The sequence below is a fragment of the Streptomyces sp. LZ34 genome (genome assembly GCF_053890475.1).
In genome coordinates this window covers 10,989,522-11,009,027 of sequence record NZ_CM132680.1, presented here as the reverse complement: position 1 = coordinate 11,009,027, position 19,506 = coordinate 10,989,522, and the positions used below count along the sequence as shown (strand labels likewise).

Genomic DNA, 19,506 nt, shown 5'->3' with positions numbered 1-19,506 from the left:
CGCTGAGATTGATCACGCCCCTCGCCGGTCAGTCGTCCTCGTCCGGAGCGTCGGCGAAGTACGTATCTGTTGCGGAGCAGCGGCACTGGCCAGTCGGCCGCACGCATCTCCTCGGCCTCGGGTCACACGGGCCGTGGCCGCCCATTTCCCAAGACCGCGCAGCGCGGCGTCCGACGCGGCAGCGGTCATGTTCGCCGCGTACACCAGCCGTCCGTCAGCGGCGAGTTCCTCCCCGACGGCGCACTCGGGGCTCCCCTTGGACGGCCCAAGCGGCTCGTCCGTCCCGACGACCAGGACGCGGGCGCCGTCCATGCGGGCGAGGAACAGCACCACGCGGGACATGTCCGCCTGAGCCTGCACTTCGCCGGCCGCCGCAACCACCCGGTCCCACAGGTCCGCCGCCGACACCTCGTCGAGGTTCACGGTTTCACTCTGGCCCCCTCGCGGCATGCGGTCCGCCCGCATGCGTGCGCTCACCCCGTCGGCTCTGAGCTGCCCGAAAGACGGACTGTTCCACCTGCCGCTCGGCCTCCCGGGAGAGGAGCAGCACAGCGCGGTACAGGTGCCAGCCCTGGCTCCGGTGCTGAGCGATCCACGCGGAGTCCAAACCGGCGATCCCGACCTTCCCGACCTGAGTGGCGCTGTGCGTCACCACGTAGACGTGCGTGGGCATCGCGGTCATGCGTTGTTCCCCGTCCGGGGTCGGGCAGGAGGTCGCGGGCGGCGCGGATGACTTCCTCGGTGCCGACGGTGGGGCGTCCGCCGACCCGGCCGCGGGCGCGGGCGTCGACCAGGCCCTCGCGGGTGCCGTGGACGATGAGTTCGCGGATGAACTCCGCGAGGGCGGCAACCACGTGGAAGACGAGCCGGCCGCCGGGGGTGGTGGTGTCGAGGTTCTCGTGCAGCGAGGTGAAGCCGATGCCACGGTCGCTGAGTTCGGCGACCATGTTGATGAGGTCCTGGAGGCTGCGGCCGTAACGGTCGGGCGAGGGGACGACGAGGGTGTCGCCGGCGTCGAGGAAGACGTGGCACGCCTTCTGCTCCGGGCGGAGGGCGTTCTTGCCGGATTTCTTGTCCGAGAAGATTTTCCGGCATCCGGCGGTGGTGAGCGCGTCGATCCGCGGGGGCCGGGCGGCCTCGCAGGGTGATCTTCAGAAAACGAACGTTTTCGAAGGCGGGGCACGTCGATCCGCATCCTCCTCTTTGTTGGATCGGAGTGTTGGAGCAGGGACGGTTCGCGCATCGCCAGGCCCTCATCAGTGCCCCGGGCGGGGCGCCGGCAGCACGGTCGGCGTCAGCCGGTCCCGGCGGCGCGGAAGGACTCATCCCGGCTTCTGATCGATCATGGCGAGTCTCGCGTCCACCTGGTCTCCCAATTCGATCAGAAGGTCCATCTGCGCGGGGGTCACGTGGTCTATCAGCACATTGCGCACGTCAGCCACATGGAGCGGGGCAGCTGCCTCGATCAGGGTGCGGCCTTGCTCGGTGATGACCACGACGGCCCCCCGTTGATCGGTGGCACAACGCTCGCGACGGATGAGGTTTCGGTTTTGCATGCGGGTCAGATGCTGCGACAGGCGGCTCTTCTCCCATTGCAGCGCATCCCCGAGAGCGAACGACCTCAGGCGCCCGTCGGGCGCCTCGGACAAGTGCGCCAGCACCTGGTAGTCGGCGGTGGACAGCCCGCTGTGGGTGCGCAGCTGCCGTTCGATGTACTCGGACAGGCCGGCCTGCATCTTCATGAGGCTGCGCCAAGCTCGCTGTTCACGCTCGTCCAGCCATTGCGATTCGCCCATGAAGGCCACCCTACCGCTTTGGTTGACATGTTAACCAGTCCGCGCGTACGGTTTGGTTAACACCTCAACCAAATTGGCTGGCGGAGGGTTGGCGCCACCGTGCCCGACAGGAACGCGGCGACGGCAGCCGGACGGCGAAGCCGCTCTGCCGCTTCGACAGCCCTCAGCAATCGACTGGAAATGGGAACACACATGTCTGCAGACACCCGCTACGCCATCGTGGGCACCGGAAACATCGGTTCGGCGCTGGCGCGCCTCTTCGCCAGGGCCGGAGTCGAGGTAAGCATCGCCAACACCCGCGGACCGCGCTCGATCAGCGAACTCGCCGCCTCCCTGGGCTCCACGGTCCGGGCCGTGACGCTCACCGAGGCACTGGCGAGCGACGTCATCTTCATGGCCATCCCGTTCGGCGCGGTCGAGGCGTTCGGTAACGCCCTGCCCGACTGGAACGGGAAGATCGTCGTCGACACCACCAACGCGCACTACGCGCCCAACGCGGGCGACATCCTCAAGGGCCGGCTCTCCTCGCGGTACGCGGCCGAGGTCCTGCCCGGCGCCCAGATCGTGAAGGCCTTCAACCAGCTTCCCGCCCAGACGCTCGCCGCCGAAGTGCCCTCCGGCCAGGGCAAGCGCGTGGTCTTCGTCTCCAGCGACTCCGGGGAGGCCAGCTCCCGGATCGCCGAGCTCGCCCGCACGCTCGGCCTGTCGGCCGTGGAACTCGGCAGGATCGACGAAGGCGGACGCCTCATCCAGGTTCCCAACGCACTGGTGCTCAGGAACTTCACCGAACAGCCGCTCACCTGAGTGGCCGCGTTCCGCCTCCCACGGGCGGCACGGCCAGCGCCGACGAGCCGTCCCGCCTCAGCGTCTGCCGTCACCGGCCGCACCGCGGCGGCCGGTGCCCGGCCCGCGGCCAGGTTGGCCCACGGACGCCGGTCCCTCACAGCTCGGGCGGTCCGAACCACTCTCCAGAAAGGCATGACCCGTGTTTGTCTTCGCCGCCGTGCTGAGCGTGCTGCTCGCCGTTGTCGGGCTGGCCGCCGGACTACCGAAAGCCCTGCTCAAGGGCAGTATCCCAGCCCAGTTGCAGTCTCCGGGAGGCCTCAGCGCCCCGCTGGTCCGGTTCATCGGGCTGGCCGAGCTGGCCGCAGCCGCAGGGCTCCTCGCCGGTCTCTTCTGGCAGCCCATCGGCGTTGCCGCCGCCCTGGGATTCGCAGTCGTGCTCGTCGGAGCCATCGGCTTCCACGCCAAGTCCGGCGACTACGCCAACCCCGAGACCCGCGGCAACGCGATGGCACCCGCCATCCTCACCATCATCGCGATCGCTGCCGCCGTCACTCTCGTCCTCGCCTCCTGACCAGGGCCGGAATCCGCGGCGCCACAGCTCATCCTCCGCCCGGCAAACCCGGCCGGGTGATCGCGAGATCGCCTCTCCACGCGGACCGCGACCGTTCATCCGTAGCTGCTTCCCGACCAATTCGACAACTGCGGAACATCCCATGGCCGCTCTTCTGCACCTCGATTCCTCGCTGTTCCCCGGCGACGCCTCCTCCACGCACCGCGCGAGTACGAATCCCTCTACAACGATCACCGCGGATGAGCGAGCCGGCCACGGCCTGCACTCTCTCGCTCAGCGGAATGACCCGCGTGGTGACGCGACTTGAAAAACGGGGGCTCGTACGGCGCGCCAAGTGCGACACGGACGCGCGCGGCTGGAACGCTGTCCTGACCGAGTTCGGACTCGCCCGCCTGGAGCAGGCCTGGCCGACACACCTGGCCGGCGTGCGACGGCACGTCTTCGACCACCTGGACGGCCACGCACTGCCGGAGGCCGCCGCGCTGCGGAAGATCGCAAACTGACCAGGGCAATGCGCGTAAGGCAGACTAAAGGTCGATGAAGTGCGATCTTGACATGACCTACGGAGTCGGGGTGGGCGGAGACGGGGGGATCTTGAGTGGATCGCAAGGAACGAGGGCCGACGACTGACGGCGCGGCACCCGGCGGCAGGAATTCGAGATTCAGGTTCCGTTTACTGGGTTCACTCCAAGTACATCGGGGTGAGTGCAAGATCCCGGTCACGGCCGCCAAGCAGCGCTCTCTGATCGCGGCATTGCTGTTGCGCGCCAACCGACCGGTGTCGATCGACGAGTTGGCTCAGAGCGCTTGGTCGGACGATGTGCCGCGGCGGATGGTCTCCGCGCTGCGCGTGTATGTCATGCGGCTGCGGCAGCTGCTGGGTGAGCCACGGCTGATCGACACGACATCGACCGGGTACGTGCTGCGGATCCCGGACCAGGACCTCGACCTGGGGCGGTTCGAGTCCCTGGCCGCACAGGGACTGGCCGCTTCCGCGTCGGGTGAGCTGGACGCCGCCGAGGCGTCATTCGACCAGGCATTGGCCGAATGGCGTGGTCCGGCGTTGGCGGATGTCGAATCAGAGTTCCTGCACAGGGTGGATGTCCCTCAACTTCACGACCGCAAGCTGGACATCGAGGCCGCGAGAAATGATGTGGTGTTACGCAAGGGCGGGCACCGCGGCCTGATCGCACCGCTACGTCAGTTGACGGAGCAGTATCCGTTTCGTGAACAGATCTCGGCTCAACTCATGCTCGCCCTCTATCGGTCCGGCAGGCGGACCGAGGCCATGAATGCCTATGGCGCCGTGCGCGGCCTTCTCGCCGACCGGCTGGGAATCGACCCCGGGCAGGAGGTGGAATCCCTTTACTCGGCCATTCTCTCCCGCGACCCCGCTCTCGATTTCACCGCTGAAGCGCGAAATGCATCACCCGTGGCGACGCCTTCTCAGGTCGCGCCCGTCGTGCCCGATTTCGTGGGCCGGGCCGCCGAAGCGGATGTCATCGGCGAACTGCTGGGCGCGCGGGACACGGACACGGCCATGCCCGTGGTGACGCTGTGCGGGCCGCCCGGGGTCGGGAAGACCTCGCTGGCGGCCTTCGTCGCCCGGCAGCTGCGCACGCGGTTTCCCGACGGCCAGCTGTTCGCCGATCTGCGGCCCGGGTAGCGCCGTTCCCACTCCTCGATCTCTCCCTGTTCCACCGGGACCAGCGGCGTGTCCGAGGGCGTGAGGCCGCCCGCGCCGGGCCGCGCCGCGTGCGCGGCGAGCGCCTCCAGAGCCGGTACGTCCTCGAGCGGCCGACGCGCGCCGTCCCGCCGACTGCCGGCCGCCACGGCCTCGGCCAGCTCCGCCACGGTCCGGTGCTCGAAGATCTGCCGTGGACTCACTTCCACGCCGCGCTCGCGGGCCAGGGTCACGGCCCGGATCGCCTGAATGCTGTCGCCGCCGAGCGCGAAGAAGTCGTCGTCGGCGCCTGCCCGGTCCAGCCCGAGCAGTTCGGCGAACGTGTCCGCCAGGGCGATCTCCGCCGCCGTGCGTGGCGCCCGATAGGCGCCACGGGTGAACACCGGGTCGGGCAGCTCCGCCCGGTCCACCTTCCCGCTCGCCGTCAGCGGCAGCGCCTCCAGCCCCTCGATCGCCGACGGCACCATGTGGTCCGGGACGCGCCGCGCCGCGTACGTGCGCAAGTCCGCCGCGGCCACACCGTGTGTGAGGTCGATCTCGCCGTACGGAAGGTCCTGGGCGTGGCCGCCCTCCACGGTCCGGTGCGGAACGACGTACCCCACCAGTCGCGGCCCCGCGGGGGTTTCGCGGGCGACGACCACGGCGTGTGCCACTGCCGGATGGCTCTCCAGCACGGCCTCGATCTCACCGGGCTCGATCCGGAATCCGCGGATCTTGACTTGGTCATCCGCGCGCCCTCGGAACACCAGATCGCCGTCGGATGTCCGGGCGACCACGTCCCCGGTGCGGTACATGCGCTCGCCCGGCGCGCCGAACGGACAGGCCACGAAGCGGGCGGCCGTCAGCCCGGACCTGCCCAGGTATCCCCGTGCCAACCCCGGCCCGCTGACGTACAGTTCACCGTCCTCGCCGGGCGGCACCGGCCGGAGTTCATCGTCGAGCACATGGAGCCGGGTGCCGGTGACCGGCCCGCCGATGGGGGGCGTGCGGCCGTCGCTTGTCAAGGGCCCGCTCATCGACGCGATCACGGTCGTCTCGGTCGGACCGTACGCATTCACCATCCGCCGACCCGGGGCCCACGCCGCCACCAGATCCGCCGACGACGCCGCACCCCCGACCACCAGCGTGCGCACGCTCGACAGCGAGCCCGCCGGCAAGGACGCCAGCACCGGCGGCGGCAGCAGCACATGCGTCACGCCGTACACCGCCACCGTCCCCACCAACGGCTCACCCGGCGCCAACGCCTCCCGGTCCGCGAGCACCAGCACAGCACCCGACAACAGCGCCGTCGTCAACTCCCACACCGACGCGTCGAAACTCGGCGAAGCGAACTGCAGGACCCGACTCTCCGACGTCACCGCCAACCGCTCCACCTGCGTCGCCAGCAGACCGGCCAGCCCGGCATGGGTAACCGCGACACCCTTGGGGCGGCCAGTGGAACCGGAGGTGTAGATGACGTAGGCGGTGTTGGCCACGGACAGCGGGGCCCGCCGGTCCGCATCCCTCAGGGGGGCGGGATCCGCCTGCGCGACCTCCGTGGCGGTCCGCGGGTCGTCGAGGCGCAGCACCGGCACCGCGAGCCGCGGCAGTTCCCCGGCCGTCGCCGTGTTCCCCACCATCATGCGCGCACCGGAGTCCGTCACCATGAACCCGATCCGCTCAGCGGGATAGTCAGGGTCCACCGGGAGGTACGCGCCGCCCGCCTTCACCACCGCCAGGACGGCCACGACCCATTCCGGTGACCTCGGCAGCGCCACCCCCACCACCGACTCGGGACCCACCCCTCGGTCCACCAGCACCCGCGCCAGCCGGTTCGCCCGCGCGTCCAGCTCCCCGTACGACACCGACTCCCCGCCGCACACCAGCGCGACCGACCCCGGCCGCGCGGCCACCTGACGCCCGAACAGCTCGGGGATCACTCCGTGCACCTTGAGTCCTCCCCCGTGCTAGACGTCGCGGCGGGGCGGCCGAGTGAACGGTGTGCGCTGGGAGAAGAAGTTCTGCCGCTCCTGCACGTCGGGGAAGTTGGACTGCGTGGCCTTGCCGGTCACGGCGAGCAGCAGAGTGTCGGACGATTCCGGCCCGTCGAGGTAGTCGGCGAGCGGACCGGCGGAACTCGTCGGGTGGTTCTCCTTGGTGCAGCGCGCCAGCGGGTCGGCCGTCGTCGCGTTGTCCCGCATCTTGCGGACGGTGCGGACCGCGTCCGGGGCGCCCGTGAGCGACTTGGTCTCGTTGCCGCCGAGGTTGTTGCGCGGGAGGTGCAGGTGCATATCGCGCCAGGCGAAGATGAAGACGCGCAGGTCGACGGCGTGTCGTCGCAGGCGCGGCAGGAGCGGGTGGTCGTTGCCGGACTCCGCCAGCTCCACGAGCGTCTGGGTGAACTGCTCGTACAGGTCCGTGAAGAGGTGGAAGCGCATGCCGACCGAGTGGCTGCCGCTGGTCAGGCCGAGGTTTTCCCGGATCTGGTGGTAGTCGTGGGTGCTCAGGTTGTCGACGATCGGCGGCAGGCACGCCTCGATCACGGCGTACAGCTCGGCCACGCCGTCCAGCAGCTCGACGGCGGTGGCGATGCCGCCTTCGCGCGCGCTGCGGGTCGCGATCTCGATGCGGTCGTTCATCTCCCGCACCAGGAGCTCGGGTATCTGGTGGAGCGCCCGGAACTGCGTGAAGTAGGTATCGCCGGTCAGGTGGTGCTCGTGGACCGCGTGCCGTAGGTGTTCCGAGGCGAGCAGCAGGTCCGTTGCGACGCCGGGCGCGGGGTGTGCCGCCTTGGACAGGTTCGTGCTCCACACGCGGGCGTCGTGATTCGCGATACGGGCGCAGTGCAGGATGCCGTATCCCGGGTTTTCGAGCGAGGACTCGGCGATCGTTGTCCGCACGTCCAGTCCGTCTTCCTCGACCAACTGGGTGAGCGTCTTGTCGAAACGCTGGAGCGCCGGCAGGAATTCGCCGTACCCCGGGGTCGTGTCGATGGGCCAGCGCGGTGCTTCACCGCTCCAGTCGCCGCTGATGCGGAGCGCGTCATGGCTGAGGCGGACCAGCACGCGGTGGAAGCTGCGCACCCAGTGCAGGTTTGTCACGCACTGGTCGATGTCGTGGTTGACCAGGTGGTTGCCGGCCCGGTCGAGGAGGTCGGCGAGGTTGTGGAGCGCGATTTCGGCCGACTGGTAGAGGCCGACGAGCAGCGCTTCCTTGGTGGCCGGTTCGACCCGCATGGCCTCGCGCGCGGCCTCGATGGCGCCGAGGCTCTGCAGTGAATAGTAGTGTTCGGCGATGACGCCGCGCTCGTTGTGCGTCGGCGGCAGTTCAGTGGTGGTCTGCTCAGTGGACAAGGGCTTCTCCTCGTATCAAGTGCGGCGCACCGCCACGTCGGCGGCCATGGACTCGCGCAGGCTCTTCGGCCGCAGATCGGTCCAGTTCTGCTCGACATGTCCCACGCAGTTCTGACGGCTGTCCGGGCCGAACGCGGTTTTCCAGCCCGCCGGAACTTCGGCGAAGGCAGGCCACAGAGAATGCTGTTCCTCGTCGTTCACCAGAACGAAGAATTGGCCGCCCTCGTCGTCAAATGGATTCGTGCTCACATCTACTCCTCCACCCGCCGCAAGCGCGTCTTGAATTGATCACGGAAAACCCTAGCCAGGGGCGATAACTGATCGTTAACGTCGGCGCTAACGCCACGGGGGTCAGCTCGTCTCCGGCGCCCACGAGCCGCCCCCGGCACGCGCCGCTGCCGCGCCGTGTCACCCTGTCTCCGATCCGGTGGCCGGCCTCGATGAGTGGCGAGCTCATACCTGTCGGGCGCATGACGGCTCGGTTTTGGTGGTGTACCACCGTGCACGGGCCCGGTGTTCGGCGGTGTCCGCAGGTGCGTGTCCGTGCAGCGTGTACCAGATGGCGAATCTTCCCCGTGCGGGGCGGGGCGAGCTCGTGGAGCACCGAGGTGACCTTCAGCCGGCTCGTCCACGTCAAAGACCGCGCGGATGCTCGCCGACGTAGGCGGCGTCGCCCACGATGCGCACGATCCGTTCGGGATGCCGTGCGGCGATCAGTTCAGCCATCTCCCGCGCATACGCGAGCTTTCCGGTGTGGCGTGGCTGCCACAGCCGGGCCAGGACCGGCAGGCACACCGGACGGGACAGCAAGGGCAGTTGCACCACCAGTCCGGCGGTCACCCAGCAGTTGCCGAACCCGATCGGCCTGAGACACCATGAACGGCGCAGGTGACGAGCCGCTGGGCAGCCTGTTCCCTCAGTCGGTCAGAAGGTCTCGCGCCACCTCGACATCGGTGATCAGTACGTTGATCCACCCACCGCGCGCCGCGCCCCGGATCGCCGCCACCTTGTTCAGGCCGCCGGCGACCCCGATGCGTCGTTCCACCGTGCGCAACCGGTCCGGCTCGATGCCGATCAGACGGTCGTTGAACGGAGCGTCGACGGCATTCCCGTCGACGTCGAAATACCGAGCGCAGACGTCGCCGACCGCGCCCAGTTCCCTGAGCTGTCGTTGATCGTCAGAGGTGATGGCGTTGCCCGAGCGGCGCAGCAACGGGGAGGGCTCGAGGGTGCCGATGCCGAGAACGGCCAGCGTGAGACGCGACCATGCTCGCATGGCCCCCGCCATGGCCGGCTCCTTCGACAACAGGTCTCGCAGTTCCCGGCTGCCCACCAGCGCGGCCGACGGGGCGAACACCGGTCGCGCTCCCGTGAGTTCCGCCAGACGGCTGGTGAGCCTGGTGGCGTGCAGTTGCACTTCCGGGCTGCCGGATCCGCCGACGATTTGCACGACTTCCTGCGCCGTCGACGATGTCTTGGCACGCATGACCTTGACTGATTCCAGCAGGGTGGCGCTCCAGGACGAGATGCCGATGACATCGCCTCCCTTGAGCGTGGCGTCGAGGTAGGTGGCGGTCGCCGCGGCGAGAGCGGGGATCACGTCGACCCCCGCGCCCTCCACTTCCACCACGACGGCGTCACGCAGCCCGTATCGTTCCACGAGGGCGTCTTCGAGCTCAGCGTGCACACCCTCGGGAGAAACCACCACGGTGCGCACCACACCGCGATCGGCTGCTTCCTTCAGAAGGCGGGAGATCCGGGGCTGGGACATGTTGAGGTGTGCGGATATCTCAGGTTGCCGCACTCCACGTTCGTGGTACATACGTGCCACCTTGACCAGCAGCCGCAAGTGGTCCGGGCTCGGAGTGGACGCTCCCGCCACTGTGTCTCCATCCTGCTCAATTCCGGTGTGCGGGTCAGGTGCCTGGCCGCACATCGCCGCCGGCCGACATGTTATCGCCGCGGCTGTACACGTGCTGTTGTCGGCGGGACCCGCCGAAGGGCGGGCTCAGCGCCTGGCGAAGACCCCGAACTGGTCGGCGTTCGCCTTGGTGATCAGCTCGCAGTCGATGGCCTGCTTCTCGGGCTGCCCGGTCTTGCCGGTCTTCACGAACTTGTCCGCCTGCTCGACCGCTCGCTCAGCGCCGAGGGACGCCGGCTGAAGCGCCGTCGCGCGCATAGTCCCGGCCTTGATCTGGGCGATGGCGTCCGGACTCCCGTCGAAGCCGACGACGACAACGCCCTTGCGCTTGGCGGACTTCAAGGCGGCCACCACGCCCATCGCCATGGTGTCATTGCCGGTGATGACTCCGCGGATCTTGGGGTAGCGCTGCAGGATGGTCTCCATCTTGCTGAAGGCTTCCTGCTGATCCCAGTTCGCGGTCTGCCGGGCCACTCTCTTCATGTCGGGGTACTGGGAGATGACATCGGCGAATCCCTTGGAGCGTACCCCCGCGTTGGTGTCGGATTCCTTGCCGGTGAGCTCGACGTAGTCGCCCTTTCCGTCCACCGCCTTGACGAACTCCTGCGCGGCGATCTGCGCGCCCTGAGCGTTGTTCGACACGATCTGGGCCTTCGCGATGCCTGTCCGGTTGATCTCCCGGTCGATGAGAAAGACGGGGATTTTGGCCTTGGTGGCCTTGCGGACAGGACCGATCGACGCGTCGGCACCGGCGTTGTCCAGGATGATGGCCGCCGCTTTGCGCGAGATCGCGGCATCGATCAGTTCGCTCTGCTTGTTGGGATCGTCGTCGTGTGAGGCGACCGATGTCTTGTAGCCAAGGCTCTTCGCCTTCTTCTGCGCCGTCTCGGCTTCGGCCTTGAAGAACGGATTGTCCGCGGAGGGCGTGATGATGGCGATCAGTTTGCCCTTCGACGAGCCGTTCGATGACGCCGAGTCGGACGAGTCGTCGGATGCCCCGCACGCGGTCAGCGTCAGGAGCCCTGCGGTAAGGGCGGCGGCGCTCTTGGCCATGCGGTTTCGGTTTCGGTGGAACATGCTGCTCTCCTGGTGCGGGGTGGGGTGCCTGCGGAACGGTGCCGGGAAGGAGCGGTGGTCAGCTGGGTGCCGAGGCGTCGGACGTGACGCGCGGTGAGGCTTCGGATTTCCCTGGTTCGTCGCCAACGCCCGCGGCGATGGCCGATTCGGCGGCCCTGCGGCGCTGGAAGCGCTGCTGGCTCTGGTCGAGGATGACGGCGACGATGATGACGGCGCCCTTGATGAGCATCTGCCAGAACGTCGAGACGCCGAGAATCACCAGGCCGTCCGCGAGGAAGCCGATGACGAAGGCCCCGACGAGAGTGCCGCGTACGTTGCCTCGTCCTCCGGAGAGGGCGGCGCCGCCGATGACGACCGCGGCGATGGCGTTGAGTTCGAAGGTCTCCCCGGACTGCGGGGCGGCGGAGGTGAGTTCGGAGGCGATGATGAGCCCGGACATCGCGGCGCACGCTCCGGAGATCACATAGACGATCGTCTTGACGCGCTTGACGGGAACACCGCTGAGTTCGGTGGCGCGCTCGTTGCCGCCGGTGGCGTAGAGCCAGCGGCCGAAGGCTGTAGAGCGCAGCAGAACCGTGACGAGGACGGCCAGCACGATCATGATCCAGACCGCTACCGGGAGGCCGAGGGGGCGGCCCTGGCCGAGCCAGTCGAAGCCGGTGTTGTGGGTGCTGGAGTCGCCGGCCAGATCGGGGTAGGTGGTGCCTCCGGAGATGAGAAGTGCGGTGGCACGTGCCACATACAGCATGCCGAGGGTGGCGATGAACGGAGCCACATTCAGGCGGGTGATGAGGATGCCGTTGATGGCGCCGACCAGGGCGCCGACGGCGATGCAGATGATGACGACGGCCCAGACCTGCGGGTAGGCGACCACGTCGAGGAAGCTCAGATGGAGGCCCTGGAGCAGTTCGCCGGCGATCACGCCCGACAGGCCGACGGTCGATCCGACCGAGAGGTCGATGCCGCCTTTCAGGATGACCAGCAGCATACCCAGGGCGAGGATGGCGTTGATGGCCACGTGCTTGGTCATGGTGATGACGTTGTCGACCGTGAGGAAGGAATCGGACAGCAGGCTGAAGACGACGATCAGGACCGCGAGCGCGATGAAGGCGCGCAGTTCGAATATCGAGTCCAGCGTCTTGAGCCGTCGTGCCTGTGCCGCTGCCGCATGGCGCTGGCGCAGTACCGCTTCGCGGTCCTTGGTCAGGGTGTCAGTCATCTTGGGCCTCTTCGGTGGTGTCGGCTCCGTCGGCCAGGCTCATCAGGCGGTCACGAGTGATCTCACCGGCCCGTAGATCGGCGACCAGCCGGCCGCGGACGAGGACCAGGAGGCGGTCGGGTATGTGCAGCGCCTCTTCGGCCTCGGAGGTGGTGAAGAGCACGGCCAGGCCGCGGTCCGCCTGCTGCGCCATCAACGTGAAGACGTCTGCTTTGGCTCCCACGTCCACACCGCGGGACGGTTCGTCCAGCAGCAGGACGCGGGGGCCGGTCATCAGCGCCTTGCCGATGACGACTTTCTGCTGGTTGCCGCCGCTGAGCGAGCCTATGGGCGCGTCAGCACCGGAGGTCTTGACGGTCACATCGGCGATCGCCGAGGCGATGGCCTCGTTCTCCTCACGGCGATTGACGAACAGTCTGCGCATGAACCTGGTCACCGCGGCCAGGGACAGGTTCTGGCCCACCGTCATGGAGGGCACCAGGCCGTCGCGCTGGCGGTCCTCCGGGACGAGGACCAGTCCGCCGCGGATGCGCCGACGGATGCTGCCGACGAGTGGATCACCATGGAGCCGGGCTTCGCCCGAGGCGGCGGGCAGCCGGCCGGCCAGGCACTCCAGCAGTTCCGTGCGGCCGCTGCCCATGAGTCCGTAAATGCCGACCGTCTCGCCCGCTCGCACGGTCATGGATACGGTGTCAACCGCGAGCCGGCCCGGGCTGGCGGGGTCGGCGACGGAGAGTCCTCGGATCTCCAGCGCGGCGGGCCCCAGTTTCGGCTCGCGCGCCGGGAAGAGATCGTCCTGGTCGCGGCCGACCATCATGCGCACGATCCACGCCAGGTCGACATCCTCGGCGCGTGAGGTGGCGACCATGCTCCCGTCGCGCAGGACGGCCACGTCGTCGGCGATGCTGAGCGCTTCCTCCAGGTGATGCGAGATGTAGACGATCGCGACGCCCTCGGCCTTGAGCTCGCGGATCACATGGAAGAGAACGTCCACCTCCGGCGCGCTGAGCGCCGACGTCGGTTCGTCCATGATGAGCACGCGGGCGTTCTGCAGCAGGGCGCGGGCGATCTCGACCAGTTGCTGCTGTCCCAGGCGCAGCTCACCGACCGGCAGCTCGGGATCGAGTGTTCTGTCGAGTCGGCCCAGCACCTTGTGAGCCAGCACGCGCTGTGCGGCGCGGTCCACCAGGGCGCCGCCGTGCCGAGTGCGCTCACGGCCGAGGAACAGATTGTCCTGGATGCTCAGGTTCGGGCAGAGGCTGAGCTCCTGATGGATGATCGAAACACCGTGGTCGGCGGCGTCCCGGGCGCTGCCGAACCGCACGGCCCGGCCGTCGAGTTCGATGTGTCCGGTGCTCGGGGACTCGACGGCGCTGAGAATCTTCATCAGCGTCGACTTACCGGCCCCGTTCTCGCCGAAGAGCACCATGGTGCGTCCCGCGACAATGTCCAGCGAGACCCCCTTGAGCGCCTGGGTCCCGCCGTACACCTTCGTGACCCCGACAGCCCGCAGGACGGGCGCGATCGGCGCCTGTGCCATGAGGGGAGAGTGGGCCGCCGCGGTCATGACGCTGTCTCGATCGAGATCGGCGTGATGGTCAGTACATCGGCGGTCAGCGGTGTCATGGCCCCGGTGACCGTGATCTTCTTGCCCTTGGCCGACGAGGCGTCGAAGGACTTCAGCAGCTTGACCTTCATCGCGGCGTTCAGCCCGGTCGCCGCGTCGGCGTACTCGACCTGGTTGGTGAACTGGCCGAACGTGATGAAGCCGGGCGCGTCGCGCAGTGCGGTGCCATTGATCGCGGGTCCGATCTGCACGGATACACGCGCATTGCTCAGCCCGTGTACGGTGACCGGCATGAGGCCGCTTCGGGCCGCGCCGGCGGTTCCGGTCAGGGTGATGGCGTAGCTGTACGGTCCGGTGCCCGATCGGTGCCCGTATCGCCGGCCGGCCGCTTCGGGGTCGGCCGCCATCGCCTTGTGCAGGGTGGTGATGTCCACGGCATTCTTCTTGATCGCCGGAACCACCTTCGGCTCGTAGGTGTCGGCCGCGTATTTCGCGGGGTTGAACTCGGGCTTTCCGCCGGCCTTGGCCTCGCTGCCCGAGCGGTAGGTCGTGGTCACCGCGATGGCGATGACGAGAAGCGCGAGACCGATGAGGGAGCCGCGGCCGAGTGTCAGCCAGTTGCGGCGCCCCGCCGTACTCCCTTCCGCGCCTGCCAGGTCTGCTGTTGTCATGACATCCTCTGCTTTCCGCGTGCCCCGAGGTCGCGGGCGGCCGCGAGACGCCGATGCCATCTCGCAACGGCGGTGCGGCGCCGCGCTTCGTCCCAGGTGGGTGTGAAAACCTGCAGGTCGCTGTCGGCACGCTGGTCCAGCTCGCTGGTCGTCCACAGGCCGAGGCCCAGTCCGGCCAGCTGGGCGGCTCCCGCGGCGGACAGCTCGTGGTGCCGGGTGCGGGCCACGGCGACATCCGAGATGTCGGCCTGCAGCTGCATGAGTGCGTCGCTGCGGCTCAGACCGCCGTCGGCGACGACCTGACGCAGGCCGGGCAGGGCCGCGGTGACATCACCTATCTGGTGGGCCACCGATTCCAGGGCGGCGCGCGACAGCTGGCCGCGGCCGGTGCCCAGGTCGAATCCGGCGAGTACGGGTACGGCCTGGGCATCCCACCAGGGCGCTCCGATGCCGCCGAAGGCCGGCACCAGCGTCACATCGCCCGCTCCTGAACCGGCCGCGAGCTCGACGAGCTCATCCGGCGAGGTGTCGAGCAGCTGCGCCAGCCAGGTGATGGTGCGCCCCGCGGAGCGTATGTTGGCCTCGAAGGCGAAGGTGGGCCGGCCGGTGGACCAGGCGATCGTGCTGCAGATCCGCTCGGCCGGTTCGGGAGAGCCGGTCACCGTCATGACGGATGAGCCGGTGCCGTAGGTGGCCTTGACGATTCCTGCCCGCCAGCCGGCATGTGCGAACAGCGCGGCGTGCGAGTCTCCCATCACCGCGAGGATCGGAGTGCCGTCGAGAAGCGGATCGAGTGACTGTAGCTCGCCGAAGGGCCCGTTCGAGGCGACGATCCGGCTCAGCGCCGCGCGCGGGATGCCGAACATGTCGAGCAGTTCGTCGTCCCAGTCACCCGTTGCGAGGTTCAGCAGCTGGGTCCTGGAGGCGTTGCCGATCTCGGTGACCAGGTTCCCGGTGAGCGTGTGGAGGAGGAAGGCATCCACGGTGCCCAGGCGCAACGCCCCCGCGCCGCTGCGGGTGCGCGATGGGTCGTGTTGGTCGAGGAGCGCGGCCATCTTCAGGGCGGAGAACATCGGATCGAGCGGGAGCCCGGTCCGTCGCCGTATCTCCTCGCTCATGCCCGCGCGGTCGAGCCGCGCCGCGCGCTCGGAGCCGCGCTGGTCCTGCCAGCTGACCAGGGGGGCGACGGGCCGGCCGGTCACCGCGTCCCACAACACCACCGACTCCCGCTGTGTGCTCAGCGCGATACCGGCCACGGTGCGCGGGTCGGTGTCCTTCAGACAGTCGGCGACCGCGGTGCGCACGCTGGTCAGGAGCTCCGACGCGTCCTGTTCCACCAGGCCAGGGCCCGGGTGGGACTGCGACAGGGGCGCACTGGCGCGGGCCACGACGTCGCCGACGGAATCCAGGAGCAACGCCTTGGTGGAGCTGGTGCCCTGGTCGATGGCAAGAACGTGTGGCTTCATCACGCCCGTCCAAGGACCTCGCGCGCGGCACCGGCGATGCCTTCGGCGTTGAGGCCGAAGTGGTCGAGCAGGAAGGACGCGCTGCCGGTCGGGGCGAAGGCGGGCACCCCCAGCATGCGCACCGGAACGGGGTGGTGTTCGGCGACGGTCCTGGCGACGGCGGCGCCCAGGCCACCGGAGAGCAGTCCTTCCTCCACGGTGACGATGGCCCCGGTTTCCCGGGCGGCGGCCATCACGGCAGTGTCGTCCAGCGGTTCGACGAACGTCATGTTGAGCACACGAACCGAGATGCCCTGCCGGCCGAGGATTCCGGCGGCGTCCACGGCGCGCGAGACCATCGTTCCCACAGCGATCACGGTGATGTCGGTGCCGTCGACGAGGCGAGTGGCCCGGCCGGCTTCGAACGGTGTGCCCTCGGGGGTGACGGCGGGGACCTTGAACCGCGGAATGCGGATGTAGGTCGGCTTGCCCGACTCGACGGCCCAGCGCACCGCGGATCGGGTCTCCGACGGATCCGCCGGCACGATGATCTCGAGCCCGGGTACCGCACGCATCCAGGAGAGATCCTCGATGGAGTGGTGGGTGGGGCCGAGTTCACCGTAGGCCATGCCTGGGCTCTGCCCGCAGAGAATGACATGGCGGTTGCTGTAGGCCACGTCGGCCTTGATCTGTTCCAGGGCACGGCCGGTCAGAAAGGGCGCCGCGGCGGATACGAAGGGAATGAATCCGGCGTTGGCGAGACCTGCCGAGACACCGACCAGATCCTGCTCGGCAATGCCGACGTTGATCAGCCGGGTGGGGAACTCCTCGCGGAACGCGACGAGGTTGCTGGAGCCGACCGAGTCGTTGCACACGGCGACGATCCGTTCGTCGGCACGGGCCAGCGTGGAGAGCTCGTCGGCGAAGTCCGCCCGGCAGTCGAACGTGGCGACCTGTGCGGCCACGGCGGTCATCGATTCAGCTCCTCGAGCGCGAGACGGACCTGCTCGTCCGTGGGCACCTTGTGGTGCCACTCGACGCGGTCTTCCATGAACGAAACACCCTTGCCCTTGACGGTGTCGGCGATCACCGCGACGGGCCGGCCGGTGGTCGACGGCGCGTACGCCTCCTTGATCGCCTGATGATCGTGTCCGTCGATGACGCGCACCTCCCACCCGAAACTCGCCCACTTCTCGTCCAGGGGCTCCAGGGAATTGGTGTCCTCGGTGCGGGCACCCTGCTGCAGACGGTTGCGGTCCACCACGGCCGTCAGGTTGGCCAGCCGGTAGTGTGCCGCCGTCATGGCGGCCTCCCAGTTACTGCCCTCCTGTATCTCTCCGTCGCCGAGCACGACGATGGTCCGCCATGTCTCGCCGCGCAGCCGCGCCCCGAGCGCGCAACCGGTGGCGACGGGGAAGCCGTGCCCGAGCGGACCGGTGTTGGTCTCCACCCCGGGGACCTTCAGCCTGGCGGGATGGCCGTTGAGCGGCGACAGTGGCGCCATGAACCCGCTCAGCCGTGCTCGCGGGAAGAAACCGCAGGAAGCCAGCGTCGAGTACAGGGCCGCGGCGCAGTGCCCCTTGCTGAGCACAAAGCGGTCGCGCTGAGGGTGGCCGGGCGCGGTCGGATCGATCCGCAAGGTCCCCCACAGGGCCGTGACCAGCAGATCGGTCACCGACAGGTCACCGCCGACATGGCCCATGCCGGCCGCCTGGATCGTGGTGAGGATGTCACGTCGGACAGCGGCCGAGATCTCGGCGAGCTCCGCGGCGGCCTCGGCCGGCGACGCCTCGCGCAGCCGCTCGCTGCGCCGGCGGTAGGTCCCGGCCGCGGCCTCATCGGGCTGCAGCGGAGCCGCGGTCTCCACTGTGACGGTCACACGGACTCACTTTCCGCGAGCGCACGGAACAGTGCCCGCTTCGCGATGCGCTGGGCGCCCAGGGCGTCCTGCGCCGACTGGGCGGCGGCCAACTCGTCACGGTCGAGGTAACCCAGCGCCTGATGGAAGGCGCGCATGGTCCGGATGCCGGTGCGCGCGGCCTCGACCGGGTCCTCACGGAACGGGAACTGATCCAGCTGCCAGACGCCCTGCCAGCCCGCGTCGTGCAGTGCGAAGAAGAACTCGAAGGTCTCCAGCAGGTGTACCGAGCCGACGACCATGTCGTCGTCCCAGCCACGGAAGTTGTCGTTGACATCGATGGCGAAGAGCTTGTCGCGGGCGATGGCCATGCGTGCGGCCTCGGCCGGTGTCTCGCCCCCGTACAGCGAGTGGCCGAAGTCGAGAAGGACTCCGACGTTGTCCACGCCCATGTCCTGGATCGCGAGAAGAGTGCGTGCGACGGATGAGAAGACCATCCGGTTGCGCGGCTCTCGCGGCTTGTACTCGATCGCGAACTTCAGATCCGGGAAGGCCTGGGCAAGCTCGCGCAGGGCCTCCACCGACTTGCCCCACAGATCGGTGTAGTCGGCCTGGAAGGGGTAGTCGTAACCGTCCTGGCCGGGCCAGATCTTGACGTACTCCACCCCGAGGTCGCGACCGACTTCAGCCGAGGCGGCGACCAGGTCGATGGCCTGGCGGCGGATGGCGGGGTCGGGGTTGGTGAAACCGCCCTTGGCGAACTTGCCGGTGTAGAACTCCGGCGTCACGGCGATGGCACGCAGGTTCTGCTCCGCCAGTGCCTGGCGTACCTCGGCCGTGCTGATGTCGCCTGGCGGGAAGGGCCAGTTCAGGTCGAGGACGGACAGGTCACCGACGGCTCCGGCCAGCTTGATGGCTTCGAGGATGGTGCGCGGATCGCCGTATCCATCGGTGGCATAGCGGTCGACATAGGTGGCGAAGTGCCAGACACCGGCCCCGTAGACCGGCTCGCCGCCAACCCCTTCATGAATGCCTATGCGTTGTTGACTGGACATGCGCTCAAGTTAAGAGCGAGTGTCAGGCACGTCAAGACTTTTGACCTCCCGACATCCGTGGCAGCTGAAGCGGCCTCACCTGTCCCCGTCGGGCGGGCCGTGGCCACGGGTTCGTAGTGCAGCGCGCCCAAGCCCGCCGCCTGGGCGGCGCCTCATCGCCGCACAGACCTCCGACGCCATCGCCCCGCCGGCCGGAGCCTGTGTACTGCGCGGCAGAACACGGCACTTGACCAGACTCGCGAACGTCCCCTTTAATGCTCGCCAGCCGAGCAGGCGAAAGCGGCGGACGATACGGAGCGAAAAGGCAGCCGGCTCGCATGGCCGCATGCGCATTCGCGCTCGATGCGGAATTCTGTCCACTCGGCATGGAAACCGCCGTCCCGCCTCCATCGGCGACGCCCCTCTGAGCGGGAAGAGCACGCTGTCGGCCGTTTTCACCGCGAAGGAAATGAGACGCGGTCCGACTGCTGTCCCGTCGCTCAAGAATCAGCAACTCAACCATCCTGGCCCAGACAAATCAGCCG

The 19,506-nt window shown here is 68.5% G+C and carries 19 protein-coding genes and 1 pseudogene; 4 read left to right on the top strand and 16 right to left on the bottom strand.

What is annotated here, in order from left to right; all coding sequences use genetic code 11:
- Positions 1–12: 12 nt before the first annotated feature.
- From ACWY4P_RS47380 to ACWY4P_RS47370, 3 genes are all read right to left on the bottom strand, one after another.
- Positions 13–423 carry a hypothetical protein gene (locus ACWY4P_RS47380; RefSeq protein ID WP_456206995.1) on the bottom strand — a complete coding sequence of 137 codons (411 nt, stop codon included), beginning with the start codon at positions 421–423 and terminating at the stop codon, positions 13–15.
- A gap of 50 nt (positions 424–473) precedes the next feature.
- Entirely contained in the window at positions 474–1,085 is a 612-nt protein-coding gene (locus tag ACWY4P_RS47375; protein WP_456213296.1) for a recombinase family protein, read from the bottom strand.
- A gap of 237 nt (positions 1,086–1,322) precedes the next feature.
- Positions 1,323–1,796, bottom strand: a complete 474-nt coding sequence (locus ACWY4P_RS47370) for a MarR family winged helix-turn-helix transcriptional regulator (RefSeq protein ID WP_456206994.1) — start codon at positions 1,794–1,796, stop codon at positions 1,323–1,325.
- Positions 1,797–1,988: 192 nt separating this feature from the next.
- Here ACWY4P_RS47370 and ACWY4P_RS47365 point away from each other — a divergent pair, with 192 nt between their 5' ends.
- The 4 genes from ACWY4P_RS47365 to ACWY4P_RS47350 all read left to right on the top strand — a co-directional run bounded on the left by ACWY4P_RS47365 (position 1,989) and on the right by ACWY4P_RS47350 (position 4,819).
- Positions 1,989–2,600 (top strand): NADPH-dependent F420 reductase, encoded by a 612-nt coding sequence (locus ACWY4P_RS47365; RefSeq protein ID WP_456206993.1) that lies wholly within the window; start codon positions 1,989–1,991, stop codon positions 2,598–2,600.
- A 181-nt stretch (positions 2,601–2,781) separates the two neighbouring features.
- Complete coding sequence (locus ACWY4P_RS47360; RefSeq protein WP_456206992.1) at positions 2,782–3,153, top strand: DoxX family protein; 372 nt, start codon at positions 2,782–2,784, stop codon at positions 3,151–3,153.
- Positions 3,154–3,392: 239 nt separating this feature from the next.
- Positions 3,393–3,656 carry a MarR family winged helix-turn-helix transcriptional regulator gene (locus ACWY4P_RS47355; RefSeq protein ID WP_456206991.1) on the top strand — a complete coding sequence of 88 codons (264 nt, stop codon included), beginning with the start codon at positions 3,393–3,395 and terminating at the stop codon, positions 3,654–3,656.
- 95 nt (positions 3,657–3,751) lie between these two features.
- A complete protein-coding gene (locus ACWY4P_RS47350; protein WP_456206990.1) occupies positions 3,752–4,819 on the top strand; it encodes a BTAD domain-containing putative transcriptional regulator in 1,068 nt (355 codons plus the stop codon).
- Positions 4,820–5,043: 224 nt separating this feature from the next.
- On the opposite strand, the pseudogene ACWY4P_RS47345 reads toward ACWY4P_RS47350, so the two are convergent.
- From ACWY4P_RS47345 to ACWY4P_RS47285, 13 genes and pseudogenes are all read right to left on the bottom strand, one after another.
- A pseudogene (locus ACWY4P_RS47345) lies at positions 5,044–6,681 on the bottom strand (non-ribosomal peptide synthetase); the annotation flags it as partial.
- Positions 6,682–6,783: 102 nt separating this feature from the next.
- Positions 6,784–8,169, bottom strand: coding sequence for a hypothetical protein (locus ACWY4P_RS47340; RefSeq protein WP_456206989.1), 1,386 nt, complete (start codon positions 8,167–8,169; stop codon positions 6,784–6,786).
- A gap of 15 nt (positions 8,170–8,184) precedes the next feature.
- The gene (locus tag ACWY4P_RS47335) at positions 8,185–8,418 is read right to left on the bottom strand and encodes an MbtH family protein (protein WP_014173963.1); all 234 of its coding nucleotides are present in this window, start codon (positions 8,416–8,418) and stop codon (positions 8,185–8,187) included.
- A gap of 384 nt (positions 8,419–8,802) precedes the next feature.
- Positions 8,803–9,009 carry a hypothetical protein gene (locus ACWY4P_RS47330; protein WP_456206988.1) on the bottom strand — a complete coding sequence of 69 codons (207 nt, stop codon included), beginning with the start codon at positions 9,007–9,009 and terminating at the stop codon, positions 8,803–8,805.
- Positions 9,010–9,085: 76 nt separating this feature from the next.
- On the bottom strand, positions 9,086–10,018 hold the full coding sequence (locus ACWY4P_RS47325; protein ID WP_456206987.1) for a sugar-binding transcriptional regulator: 933 nt from the start codon (positions 10,016–10,018) through the stop codon (positions 9,086–9,088).
- 159 nt (positions 10,019–10,177) lie between these two features.
- The gene (locus ACWY4P_RS47320; RefSeq protein ID WP_456206986.1) at positions 10,178–11,143 is read right to left on the bottom strand and encodes a substrate-binding domain-containing protein; all 966 of its coding nucleotides are present in this window, start codon (positions 11,141–11,143) and stop codon (positions 10,178–10,180) included.
- 82 nt (positions 11,144–11,225) lie between these two features.
- A complete protein-coding gene (locus ACWY4P_RS47315) occupies positions 11,226–12,386 on the bottom strand; it encodes an ABC transporter permease (RefSeq protein WP_456206985.1) in 1,161 nt (386 codons plus the stop codon).
- Complete coding sequence (locus ACWY4P_RS47310) at positions 12,379–13,926, bottom strand: sugar ABC transporter ATP-binding protein (protein WP_456206984.1); 1,548 nt, start codon at positions 13,924–13,926, stop codon at positions 12,379–12,381. The genes ACWY4P_RS47315 and ACWY4P_RS47310 overlap by 8 nt, the downstream gene beginning before the upstream one ends.
- 23 nt (positions 13,927–13,949) lie before the next feature.
- Positions 13,950–14,624 (bottom strand): DUF2291 family protein, encoded by a 675-nt coding sequence (locus tag ACWY4P_RS47305; protein WP_456206983.1) that lies wholly within the window; start codon positions 14,622–14,624, stop codon positions 13,950–13,952.
- Entirely contained in the window at positions 14,621–16,090 is a 1,470-nt protein-coding gene (locus ACWY4P_RS47300; protein WP_456206982.1) for an FGGY family carbohydrate kinase, read from the bottom strand. The genes ACWY4P_RS47305 and ACWY4P_RS47300 overlap by 4 nt, the downstream gene beginning before the upstream one ends.
- Positions 16,090–17,043: a transketolase family protein gene (locus ACWY4P_RS47295; protein WP_456206981.1), complete on the bottom strand. Its 954-nt coding sequence runs from the start codon at positions 17,041–17,043 to the stop codon at positions 16,090–16,092. The genes ACWY4P_RS47300 and ACWY4P_RS47295 overlap by 1 nt, the downstream gene beginning before the upstream one ends.
- Positions 17,040–17,948 carry a transketolase gene (locus ACWY4P_RS47290; protein ID WP_456206980.1) on the bottom strand — a complete coding sequence of 303 codons (909 nt, stop codon included), beginning with the start codon at positions 17,946–17,948 and terminating at the stop codon, positions 17,040–17,042. The genes ACWY4P_RS47295 and ACWY4P_RS47290 overlap by 4 nt, the downstream gene beginning before the upstream one ends.
- Positions 17,945–18,982, bottom strand: coding sequence for a TIM barrel protein (locus tag ACWY4P_RS47285; RefSeq protein WP_456206979.1), 1,038 nt, complete (start codon positions 18,980–18,982; stop codon positions 17,945–17,947). Before ACWY4P_RS47285 ends, ACWY4P_RS47290 begins: the two co-directional genes overlap by 4 nt.
- Positions 18,983–19,506 lie beyond the last annotated feature (524 nt).